Consider the following 12,104-nt stretch of genomic DNA (forward strand, 5'->3'; position numbering starts at 1 on the left):
ATACAAATTTACATTTAAATATGAACTTTTAAATGTAAATATATTGTTAACAGGAAGAATTTTAGCTACAATCCACACAATTATTTTAATAGAGAAACAAAACATGAAAACATCAATTCTACGTAATGCTGTTGCAGTAGCAATTTCATCTTTATTTATATCTACAAGTGCTTTAGCTGAACAACCAAAAGCAGAAGACCTAGTTGGAACAGCTTACGCGGGTATTCATCTTTACCATATTCATACAGACAACGGACGTTTATTAACAAGCGATCCTGCATCTGAAATTAATAATGGTGATGGTTTTGGTGGTGAGTTAGGTTACCGCTTAAGTACTACAACAGAATTAAGATTAGGTTATACCCACATAAACCTAGACTCTACAAAAAGAGGTTTTGATGAACCAGATTCATCTAGCATCGCTTTGGATGTTTTATACTTCCCTACAGAACAAAACTTCTATTTAGTAGCTGGTTTTAGTGAACTTGATATTGTTGAGTCTGAATTATCTGCTAACTTAGGTTTAGGTTACAGACATTACTTAAGCGAAAAAACAGCGGTATACTTTGAAACTAAAGCACATTACCAGTTCGATGAGTACTATGATGATATATCAGCTCAAATTGGTTTTACTTACTTCTTTGGCGATGCTAAATCAACTCCAGCAGCTGCAGCGACTAAGTCTCCAACGATGATCGATACAGATAAAGATGGCGTTACAGATGCTAACGATTTATGTGCTAACACACCAGTGAATGCTAAAGTAGACGCTACAGGTTGTGCTGTTTCTATGTCTGATGCAGATAAAGATGGTGTTGCTGACGCTACTGATCAATGTAAAGACTCTCCAATGGAATTTAAAGTAGACGCTACTGGTTGCACTTTATACATGGAAGATGAAGTTTCAATGAACCTTCTAATTAACTTTGATAATAACAATGCGGTTATCAAGCCTAAGTATTTTGATAAAGTTAAAGAAGTTGCTGATTTCTTAAAAACATACGAATCTGTAAATGTTGTTATTGAAGGTCACGCTTCAGCTCCTGGTGATGATTCATTAAACAAAGTTTTATCTCAACTACGTGCTGATTCAGTAGTAAATTTATTAACAAGTGAATACGGTATTGATGCTGATAGATTAACAGCAGTTGGATACGGTGAAGAACGTTTATTAAACACAGCTAACACTAGAGCTGCTAACATTGAAAACCGCAGAATTGTTGCAAACATTAGTGTAGACAAGAAAACTCCAGTTAGACGTTAAGAGTAAATTATAAAGGACATAAGGTTTTAATATTTTATGTCCAGATAATTACACTTTACGAATAGACATTAAAAAAGGCTAAAATAACATGTTATTTTAGCCTTTTTTTCGTCTGAAATTTACATCTTAAACTTAAAGATCAGTAATGTTATTCTCTTTAAGTAAGTCAATCATTTCATCTTCTGTTAGCACTGCAACACCAAGATCTTGTGCTTTAGTTAATTTAGAACCTGCTTTTTCGCCAGCGACTAAATAATCAGTTTTAGCAGAAACACTGCCTGAAACTTTAGCACCTAAAGACTGTAAAGCGGCTTTAGCTTCATTACGCCCCATTTGACTTAAGGTGCCCGTTAAAACAAAAGTTTTATTTAATAACGGTTGCTCATCGGCGGCTAAAGTTTTTATTTCAGGCCAACTCATAAAAGAGGTTAAGTCTGAAACCACTTCAATATTATGTTCTTGTTTAAAAAACTCAAGTATATTTTTCGCAACAATAACACCAACATCTGGCACTTGTTGTAAAGCTTCTTCATCAGCATTCTTCAAAGCATCAAAAGTTAAAAAGTGATGAGATAAGTTATTTGCTGTGGTTTCACCTACCTCTCTAATACCTAATGAATAGATAAATTTAGGCAGTGTTGTGTGTCTGGCTTTTTCCATGCCTGCAATTAACTTAGCAGCAGACTTTTGTCCCATGCGCTCAAGGGTACTAACGCTTAACTCAGTTAATCTGAATAAATCAGCCGCTGTCGCAATAAGCTTCTCATCAACTAACTGCTCAACTAGCTTATCGCCCAAACCGTCTATATCAATAGCTTTTCTAGATGCAAAGTGCTTTATAGCTTCTTTGCGTTGTGCTCCACAAAATAGTCCGCCTGTACATCGTAAAACAGCTTCACCTTCAGCTTTAAATACTGATGAATCACATACTGGACATGTACTAGGAAACTCAATAACTTTCGCATTCTCTGGACGTTTATCAAGAACAACACTAACAATTTGAGGTATAACATCGCCTGCTCTTCTAATAATAACAGTATCGTTTATTTTAATACCTAAACGGTCTATTTCATCTTGATTGTGCAAAGTAGCATTACTTACTGTTACACCGCCAACAAATACTGGTTTTAAGCGTGCTACAGGTGTTATTGCGCCTGTTCTACCTACTTGGAATTCAACGTCTTCTAATACCGTTAATTCTTCTTGAGCTGGAAATTTATATGCCATCGCCCAGCGTGGGGCTTTAGCAACAAAACCTAATTTCTGCTGAAGTGAAATATCGTCCACTTTAAGTACTGTACCGTCAATTTCATAAGATAAATCAGATCGGCTATTTAAAATATCTTGATAGAAGTTCTCACATTCGTTGGTATTTTCAAGCAATCTCACTTCAGGGCACATAGGTAAACCTAATGCCTTAACTTGGCATAAGCGTTGGTGATGAGAGTTAGATAACCAGTGGGTATTTTCCACCGCTTGCTCATCAACAAAATTTCCTACAAAACCTAAACCGTATGCGTAAAAGGCTAAGTTACGTTGCGAAGTAATTTTTGAATCGAGTTGCCTTAAGCTCCCTGCTGCTGCATTTCTTGGATTAGCGAAAGTTTTTTCACCTTTCTTAATGGCATTTTCATTAAGCTTTTCAAAGCTTGCTTTTGGCATGAAAACTTCGCCACGAACTTCAATAATATCTGGATAGTTATCACCATTTAAGCGTAATGGAATACATTTAATGGTTCTTACATTTTCAGTGATGTTTTCACCTGTAGCACCATCACCTCGAGTAGCCGCTTGAACTAAAATACCTTTTTCGTAGCGTAAACTCACTGCCAAACCATCAAGCTTAGGCTCAGCACAAATTTTCAAATCATCTGCTGTTCCAAGTCGATCATGTAGCCGTTTTACAAAACCATTCCATTCGTCTTGAGAAAACACGTTATCAAGGGACAACATAGGTATTTGATGAGTAACTTGTGTAAAGACTTTAAGAGCTGCTCCCCCCACTTTTTGGCTAGGAGAATCTACTTTTTTTAGTTGAGGATGTTCTGTCTCAATCGAGATTAGCTCTTTCATTAATCTATCGTATTCTGCATCAGGAACACTAGGCTCATCTAATACATAATATTGATTGTTATATTTATTGATTAAGGTGTGTAGTTCATCTACACGAATGGCTAGCTGATTATTTGACATAATGATAACGACGATTACTCAATATTAAAAAATAAAAAAGGCTCTATAAAACTTTACGGTTCCATAAATAATATCTTGGAAGTGTAAAGCATAGAGCCCAATAAATAACTGTTTTTCGTATTAGCTTCTAGAATTCAACTCAGAAACAGCAATACGATTTTTTCTTTCGAATTCTCTGATTTTACTTATGTAATGTTGCTCTGTTTGTTTTGTCATTACACTACGTTTGTCATCGAGTAGTTGAGCACCAAACTCTACTGATATTTGTTTAGCTGCACCAATCATGTGTCCAAAAACTTCAAACGCATCGCCAGCATTAGGTAATGTCATAAAGAAAGTTAAACCACACGTTGTGAAATTTTCTAAAGCGTCTAAATCAAAAGTACCAGGGTTCATAATATTAGCTAAGCTGAAAGTAACTTTACCATTTCCTGCGCTGTCTTGATGGCGATGAAAAATATCCATATCACCGTAGCGTAAACCTAAAGTTAATAAGGTTGGTAAAAGCTCAGCACCTGAAATAACTTGACCTTCAGGCATAACAATCGAAATAACTAAAACCTCAGGTTCAAGAGGTTCAAGTTTCTTCTGCTTTTCAATTTTACTTGTTTCATCTATCGCTGACATTGAAGGCATATTAGATGTGTCGATAGGATCACCAAAATTCAATTCAATTTGGTTACGTTTAATCGCTTCTTTTTTAGTAATGTTTGATGTCTTTTTAGCCTTAAGAGCAGAAGCTGCTGCTGTAATTTTTTCTCGTTCTGGCTTAGGCTGAGTGATCGGTGTTTCGTATAAAGGCTTTTGAATAACTTCTGGCTTTTTAACTTCTTCAACGACTTCTTGATTTATGGCAAATAAATCTGAGTCGTCCGATACGCCATAATCGAAATCTTCAATATCATCTCCAACGTCAATAGAGACATCATCAATGTTTGATTTTACCTGTTTGGCACCTGAATCAGTTAGACTAATGTCAGTGTTTGTCGCTTTATTTTGATGTACTGATGAAGTCTTTATGTTTTGAACTTCACTTACATCATATTCAAATTCATCATTAACTATTTCTTCACTACTCACTTTTGCCGTTGTTTTTGATGAGTGAGTGTCTGCGTTTTCTGACTGCTCAGAGTCAAAAAATGAAGGGAAGCTCGGGTCAATTTTATTAGGCTTCTTCAGAGGCGTTTTTTCAGGTGTTCTTCTACTCGCAGGTGAAGCAGGTTTATCACCAACAACTCGAGGTTTACTTACACCGTCTTGATCAAAACCAGATCCATCAAACCCACGTTCAATAGGCTCAATTTTCTCATTCGTAGCTTTTAGCTTGTACGGATTTTTATTTCTTCTAATAGTAATAAAACCGTGAATAAATATTACTGCAATGATTACAGCACTTATGATTATCAGGGTATTTCTAAAATCGCCTTCCATTTCTCAACCTACACTATTTCGGCCATAGCAACAGCTTCTTCAATATCAACCGCAACCATTTTTGAAACACCTGGTTCAAACATAGTTACGCCTGTTAAATGAGACGCCATTTCCATAGCTATTTTATTATGACTTATATAAATAAACTGAACAGTACGAGACATTTCTCGAACCAAATTACAAAATCGGCTAACGTTAGCATCATCTAACGGTGCGTCAACTTCATCCAACATACAAAAAGGTGCTGGATTCAATCTGAAAATAGCAAATACTAATGATAATGCGGTCAGCGCTTTTTCACCACCAGATAATAGATGAATAGTACTGTTTTTTTTACCAGGTGGTTGCGCCATTATGGTAACCCCTGTATCTAACATATCAGTACCTGTTAACTCTAAATATGCCCTTCCCCCTCCAAACACCTTAGGGAATAGGCTTTTCAAGTCTTTGTTCACCTGTTCAAATGTATTTTTAAATTTCTGTCGACTTTCTTTATCAATTTTTTCAATGGCAGCTTCTAATGTACTAATTGCTAACATTAAATCGTTATTTTGTGTGTCTAAGTACTCTTTGCGTGTTAATTGCGTTTCATACTCATCTATAGCGGCTAAATTAATCGCCCCCAATCGCTCTATATCTTTAGATAATCGAATAATATGCGCTTGCCAAATACCTTCTTTCGCATTTTTGGGCATATTATTTAGAATTTCATCAAAAGATTGTTGGGTTTCTTTGAGTAAGTCTAAAGATGATTCTGCACGTAATTTACAGCTTTCATAATCAAGATGATGCTTAGCTGATTTCTCTCTCAATGCAGAGATTTTATCTTGATTGTGTTTATGTTCAAGTTCTAAAGTTTTTACGTCTAACTGAGCTTGTGAAATATTAAGTTGTAACTTATTTATATCATTATCAATTTCAGACATTTCTTTAAGCCATTGTACCAACTTTTCTTCATCAAGTTTCAATGGTTCTAAGCTATTATCAATAACATGCTGATTAGACATTTGCTGTTCTAATAAACGCTCTATAGTTTTTTGAACACTTTGAATACTTTGCTGGCTTTGCTCTTTTTCATTCTTAAACTGTTCAACATTTATCGCAATTTTATGGCGTTGCTCAGCTAAATCGTTTACTTGCTTTTGAGCGAGTTTAAGTTGCAGAGCAAGATGCTCTTGTTGTTGTTTTAATTGTTCAAAATCGATATCTGTTGGGGTTACAACTTGATCACGCTCAGTAATCAGTTGCTTAACATGATTATCAAAGGCGATTAGTTGTAATTTATGTTGTTCAATATCACCGTTAATTTTTTCTTTTTGAGTTAAATAAAACTGCTTATTTTGTTCAGCTAATGCTTCTGCTTGTTTTGCATTTTGAAAAGATAACTCAATTGTTTTAACTTGATCTGTTAGTTGATTTTGTTCAGTGAATAATTGATTTAATAATTGCTCTTGTTTGATCAAACCCGCTTCATGACTTTGAACTAATTCTTCTAAGCGATTAATAGAGAGAATGAGTTGTTCTTTTTTATCATGTAACAATAAATAATTAGGTGTTGTCTCAATACTTCCTTTACGCACAAAGCCATGACCTAACCATGTTGTATCTGCACAAATAATGGATTCATCGTTGTTAAGCTTAGGTAATAAGTTTTGCGCTTGTTCAATATTAGCAGCGATATAAACCCTATTTAAAAAAGATAAAGCGATAGGTAGGTTTTGAATTTTTTCTGCAATACTCCCTTGTTTAACATCTACGGAGATTCTACTGGTTAAGCTCTTTTCGCCTGACTCAATAAATAATGCCGTATCAAGGTTTTTAAGCGCAGAAATAGAATCAACAACAGAACCTACAATTTCTGCCTGAGTCCAACTAAGTAATAAAGTTTCTACGGCTTGTTTCCAACCAGCATCAACTTTTAACTCTTCTACTAAGGTTTTTATTTTATGGTTAGTTTCACTACTTTTATCTATTAAATCTAAATCAACAAGTGCTGCATGTTGTTGGATTTGCCAACTTTCTTTGCTGGTAAGTTGCTCTTCAATTGCAGTTATATTGTTGTTTAATGCAATTAACGAGGCTTTATCACTGGCTAATTTTTGTTTGCTTTCATTAATAGCATTTTGAGTTGTTTGAATTTTCTCATTTAATTCCCTTTGAACTGATACTTTAAACCTAAGTGTTTTTTCAATATCGCTACTGGTTTCAGTATTGGCAGTGCTATGTAATGAATTTTTCTGACGATGCTGTTCATCTAATAAAGTAAGTTGATTATGTAACGCGGCTATTTGAGATTTAGCTTGAGATTGCTTTTGTTGCTCTAACTCAATTTTATTAATAAAGGCAGCGTTCTTCTCTTTAAATTCGGTTACTTTTTGATATGAAGTATTCCATAAAACTTGTGCTTCGTTTTGCTGGACAGACAAAACCTCTAATGCATTTTTTTGTACTAGAAGGTCTTTTTCTACTTCTGCCAACTTGGGTAAAGTAATAGATAAGCTTTTATCTAACTGCGTACGTTTTTCTTGTTCAGTTTTTAATAAAGCTTGAGCGTTTAATAGCTGCTGTTGGGTAATATCATTATTTTGATTAATACTACTGCTCTGCTGCTTTAAATGCTTAATATTTTGTTCAGTACGAGCAATATGATTAGTGAGCTGTAATTTTCGATTATTCAAGCCAGTAATGCTTTCGCTATCTAACTCAACTTTTTGTTTTGCCTGAAACAAAGCAATATTTTGTTCATCTTGCAGTTTAACAATTGAAGCTATTTCAGCCTTTGCTAAATTATAGAGCTCTTCTTGTTGTTTACTTTGCAGGTCAAAACCTTGCCAACGCAAAACCGATATTTCAGCTTTGTATTTTCGCTCTTGAGATTTTAACGTTCTGAAACGCTTAGCAGCTTCTGATTGTTTGTGCAGTTTATCTATTTGTAAGCTAAGTTCTGAGCGAATATCGTTTAATCGAGCTAAGTTTTCGCGGGTATGTCGAATGCGATTTTCTGTATCTTTACGACGCTCTTTATATTTAGAAATGCCTGCTGCTTCCTCAATAAAGATACGTAATTCATGAGGTTTTGATTCAATAAGACGAGAAATAGTACCTTGTTCGATAATCGCATAACTTCGCGGGCCCAAACCTGTACCTAAAAAGATATCTGTTATATCTCTCCTGCGGCATTTAGTACCATTCAAAAAATAAGTATTGGTGCTTTCTCGGTTTACTAAGCGACGAATAGATATTTGATTTCGATCCGCCATATTACCTTGAATACGACCATCTATATTATCAAATACAAGTTCAACACTTGCTTGCCCGATAGGCTTACGACTCGCTGCGCCATTAAATATAACGTCAGTCATTGCATCGCCACGCAAGTTTTTGGCAGAACTTTCACCTAAAACCCAACGTACGGCATCTATAATATTAGATTTACCACAGCCATTAGGACCAACTATAGCCGTCATCTGCTGCTCGAAAGGCACTTTAGTTGGGTCAACAAAAGATTTAAAGCCAGCCAGTTTTATATGCTTTAATCGCATATTATAAACAACTCCTTTTAATCATATGTAACATCGCCTAGGTAATTCAAAATAATTGATTGATTTGCGTGTGATTGTAGGCTTATTTTTATGCATTAATAATATGATAAACAACCACTTGGTTAATCTGTGTTCGTATTAATACTAATGCCCTACTATAAAGGCTAACCTTACCAGATGTTGCTATGATTTGTAACAATTCAATGCGGTAATGGCATTCAATCAATAGTGCAAGTAGTAAAAAATTTTACGTATTTTCAATTGAAGTCTAACGCTTATTCAAACTCGCATAATGGCACTCTTTAAGTATATAATCGGCTTTGTAATATCAACCCGTTAGGTAAATTTTTACAAGATGACAAACAATACTTCTCAAACACAAAATACCAGTGGCGCAGGCTACTTTTTTAAAGGTTTTGATCTGATCCAGAAAAAAGGTATTAAACGCTTCGTTTTTATTCCTTTATTTATTAACTTAGTTTTATTTAGTGTGGCTTTTTATTACCTGTACTTACAGTTAGATCACTACATGACAAGTTTCTCACAGTGGTTACCTAGCTGGTTGGATTGGCTTAGTACCGTTTTATGGCCTTTAGTGTTAATTGCCGTTGTAGTTTTATTTTCTTTTATATTTAGCACCGCTGCTAACTGGTTAGCCGCACCTTTTAATGGTTTATTATCTGAAAAGGTAGAAGCTATGCTAACGGGTGAACCAAGCCCTGATGGCGGATTTAGCGATATTATTAAAGACATTCCACGCACAATAGGTAGAGAGTGGACTAAACTCTGTTATTACGTACCTAGAGCCTTAGGTTTCTTATTAATTATGTTTATCTTGCCTGTTATAGGACAAGTTATATGGTTTATCTTTGTTGCTTGGATGATGGCAATACAATACAAAGATTTCCCTTTTGATAACCATAAAATATCCTTCACTGATATGAAGAATGCGCTAAAGGAAAAACAAGGATTAAGTTATGGTTTTGGATTTACCGTGGCTATTTTTTCTATGTTACCTGTGGTGAATTTGATTGTTATGCCGGTTGCTATTTGTGGTGCAACAAACTTGTGGGTTGATCACTACAGAAAGTCATTTATTCGCTAAGTAATCAAATAACGATATGTTTAATTAAAGCTAACAGTTTGTTGGCTTTAATTAAAAGATCCGCACTCGATCCGAAAAACTAAACATGCTATAAACTAGTTATACTCATATTTTTACTCTAATAGGGAAATACCGTGGCTAAAAAAACACATAAAGCGCTACTATTTTCAATGCTCTGCTCTACAATTTTCACAGCATTGGTAAGCACAAAACTATATGCAGCTGAAACAGATAAACTAACCATTGAAGTAATGAGTGATGCAAAAGTTTTCGCTAAACTTGATGATGAGCTACCCGCTGTAGTTAACTATTTCACCAAAAGAAGTGAAAATAGCATTCTTGCTTTTTATGAAGAAAAGTACGGTAAAGCCATTTCATCAAACAGAAAACGTGGCCACTTAGAGAATTCTTTTATAAACAATAACCACAACATTACCGTGATTGTTTCTGAGCGAAATAATCAGAGACAAGTTGATGTTATGGTAACTAAGTCTAACTAACTCTAAGTTGCTCAATAAATTAATCCGTTTGGTATTATCATTAATTAGCCAAGCTTGTAAAAATCAAAAGTTAGACAAACAAAAAGGAGCCTAGGCTCCTTTTTTAATCAGTTAAATAAAACATTTCAAATCAAATGAATCATTCGACTCTTTATCTTATTTAAACAGCAGTAACTAAAGATTAAATACTCCATCAATAGTCCCTTGCGCTAATCCATGATAACCGGGACGAGCTTTCTTATAAACGTCTAAAGCCCATACTTTTCCTACTTCAGTAGTCACTAGCTCTTTGTACAATGGCACAATCAGTTTACGTCGACCGATAGATTCTAAATACGTCGCCATTTGTGGGTACACATGCTTATAACCTGCTTTAATTGATAATAAATACCAAGCATGTGCAATTTCAGCATTTGTACTAACCGTTAGATTAAAACGTTTATCTAAATCACTCAAGAATGACTCATTCACATCTACTGGTAAGTTATTGATGAAATGTAACCATTCATGCAATGTCCAAGCTTTTGTATTAATTTGCTCAACAGTAATTTCTTTAGCCAATAGTTGCTCGGATAAATTATCAATAATATTAAAAGCATTAGATGTTGGTTGAGGTGCCACACTCGGTAAACCTTGCGAGAAAATCCACTCATTCAACATCTTATCTGATACGATATTTGGATATTTATGAGTTAAGTTAGCTTTTAAATAAACAATAAAATCCTCAGTGCCTAAACTTTTAAACGCATGATGATTAAAGTAATCAAGCATAAAAACATCAAATTTATCACGTCCAAACTTTTCTTCTAAATACATTAAGAATAACTGCCCTTTTACATAAGGAACACCTGAAAAGGCATCATCAGGATCACGCCCTTTTAAATCGATATAAAGTTGGGTATCACCTGGTGCTAGTTCTTTTATTTCAGCATTCAAGCCTTGAGCCCCTAATGCTTGTTCCATAACAGCGCGATCAACACCAAATACCGCTTCCATAATTCTGTTTTCTACATAACTTGTAAAACCTTCGTTTAGCCATAAATCTCTCCAACTCTCGTTAGTCACTAAATTACCAGACCAAGAATGAGCTAATTCATGAGCGATAAGGTTTACTAAGCTTTTATCACCGGCGATAACAGTAGGTGTAATAAAAGATAAACGTGGGTTTTCCATACCACCAAACGGAAAGCTAGGTGGTAGAATAAGTAAGTCGTATCTACCCCAACGATATGGACCAAATAACTTTTCAGTTTCATCAATCATAGCTTGAGTATCATCAAACTCAGCAACAGCAGCATCTAAAATAGACGCTTCTGCATAGATACCTGTTTGCTTACTCATGGCTTTAAATTCTAAATCACCTACACCTAATGCAATCAAGTATGACGGCACAGCTTGGGGCATTGAGAAGAAATAGTCACCGTCGCGCTCAGTGTCAGGTTCATTAAAGGCACTCATTACAGCAATTAAATCTTTATCTGTTGTAATACGAGCATCATAAGTTGTTCGAACCGTTGGAGTATCTTGAATTGGGATCCAAGAACGAGCATGAATCGCTTGGTTTTGACTAAATAAGAAAGGATGTTTCTTACCTGCAGTTTGCTCTGCCGATAACCATTGTAGGCCTGAAGCTTTTTCTGTTGAATGGTAATAAACTCGAACTTTTGAGGCTTTAAATTTAGGTGTAATCGTTAACTTGGCACCTAATACATCATCGCGTTTGGCTAGGCTGTGTTGAACACTCACCCAGTTACCTGCTGTATTTTTTGCCATCACACGCTTGATAACCAAATCACGTGTATCTAAATAAATAGGTTGTACATCATTTACTAACCATTTTAATGATAATTCAGCAAAACCATTAAGTGATTTCTCTTGAAAATCGACATCCAAATCTAGATAGATGTGTGTGGTAGTAACCTGATCATAATTAGCATAAGTATAAGCATCCTTGAGTTCTGCATTAGCAAAATAAGATAAACTGACTAGCACTAAGGCTGAAATTTTTAATAATAGTTTCATTATATAAACGTCCATAAAAAATAAGCCTCTAGATTAAGATAACCTAG

At 35.0% G+C, this 12,104-nt stretch carries 7 protein-coding genes; 3 read left to right on the forward strand and 4 right to left on the reverse strand.

Annotated features, from left to right (window positions below):
- Positions 1-103 precede the first annotated feature (103 nt).
- Positions 104-1,264 (forward strand): OmpA family protein, encoded by a 1,161-nt coding sequence (locus tag Q5N69_RS07180; RefSeq protein WP_304368184.1) that lies wholly within the window; start codon positions 104-106, stop codon positions 1,262-1,264.
- Positions 1,265-1,396: 132 nt separating this feature from the next.
- Here Q5N69_RS07180 and ligA read toward each other — a convergent pair whose 3' ends face one another.
- From ligA to smc, 3 genes are all read right to left on the reverse strand, one after another.
- On the reverse strand, positions 1,397-3,457 hold the full coding sequence (ligA, locus tag Q5N69_RS07185) for an NAD-dependent DNA ligase LigA (protein ID WP_304368185.1): 2,061 nt from the start codon (positions 3,455-3,457) through the stop codon (positions 1,397-1,399).
- A gap of 120 nt (positions 3,458-3,577) precedes the next feature.
- Positions 3,578-4,888 (reverse strand): cell division protein ZipA, encoded by a 1,311-nt coding sequence (gene zipA / locus Q5N69_RS07190; RefSeq protein WP_304368186.1) that lies wholly within the window; start codon positions 4,886-4,888, stop codon positions 3,578-3,580.
- A gap of 8 nt (positions 4,889-4,896) precedes the next feature.
- Positions 4,897-8,430 (reverse strand): chromosome segregation protein SMC, encoded by a 3,534-nt coding sequence (smc, locus tag Q5N69_RS07195; protein ID WP_304368187.1) that lies wholly within the window; start codon positions 8,428-8,430, stop codon positions 4,897-4,899.
- Positions 8,431-8,785: 355 nt separating this feature from the next.
- Between smc and cysZ the strand changes: the two genes are divergently transcribed.
- Together cysZ and Q5N69_RS07205 are read left to right on the forward strand one after the other, a co-directional pair.
- Positions 8,786-9,535: a sulfate transporter CysZ gene (gene cysZ, locus Q5N69_RS07200; RefSeq protein ID WP_304368188.1), complete on the forward strand. Its 750-nt coding sequence runs from the start codon at positions 8,786-8,788 to the stop codon at positions 9,533-9,535.
- A gap of 134 nt (positions 9,536-9,669) precedes the next feature.
- The gene (locus tag Q5N69_RS07205) at positions 9,670-10,035 is read left to right on the forward strand and encodes a hypothetical protein (protein WP_304368189.1); all 366 of its coding nucleotides are present in this window, start codon (positions 9,670-9,672) and stop codon (positions 10,033-10,035) included.
- A 174-nt stretch (positions 10,036-10,209) separates the two neighbouring features.
- On the opposite strand, the gene Q5N69_RS07210 is transcribed toward Q5N69_RS07205, so the two are convergent.
- Positions 10,210-12,057: a M1 family metallopeptidase gene (locus tag Q5N69_RS07210; protein WP_304368190.1), complete on the reverse strand. Its 1,848-nt coding sequence runs from the start codon at positions 12,055-12,057 to the stop codon at positions 10,210-10,212.
- Positions 12,058-12,104: the final 47 nt, after the last annotated feature.

This window comes from Pseudocolwellia sp. AS88 (genome assembly GCF_030551755.1).
In the GTDB taxonomy this organism is placed as follows: Bacteria; Pseudomonadota; Gammaproteobacteria; order Enterobacterales; family Alteromonadaceae; genus Pseudocolwellia.

What these genes read in the sequence shown, in the direction of transcription:
- Q5N69_RS07180 (WP_304368184.1), top strand. Translation starts at nt 104, where the DNA reads ATGAAAACATCAATTCTACGTAATGCTGTTGCAGTAGCAATTTCATCT.
- ligA (WP_304368185.1), bottom strand. Translation starts at nt 3,457, where the DNA reads ATGTCAAATAATCAGCTAGCCATTCGTGTAGATGAACTACACACCTTA.
- zipA (WP_304368186.1), bottom strand. Translation starts at nt 4,888, where the DNA reads ATGGAAGGCGATTTTAGAAATACCCTGATAATCATAAGTGCTGTAATC.
- smc (WP_304368187.1), bottom strand. Translation starts at nt 8,430, where the DNA reads ATGCGATTAAAGCATATAAAACTGGCTGGCTTTAAATCTTTTGTTGAC.
- cysZ (WP_304368188.1), top strand. Translation starts at nt 8,786, where the DNA reads ATGACAAACAATACTTCTCAAACACAAAATACCAGTGGCGCAGGCTAC.
- Q5N69_RS07210 (WP_304368190.1), bottom strand. Translation starts at nt 12,057, where the DNA reads ATGAAACTATTATTAAAAATTTCAGCCTTAGTGCTAGTCAGTTTATCT.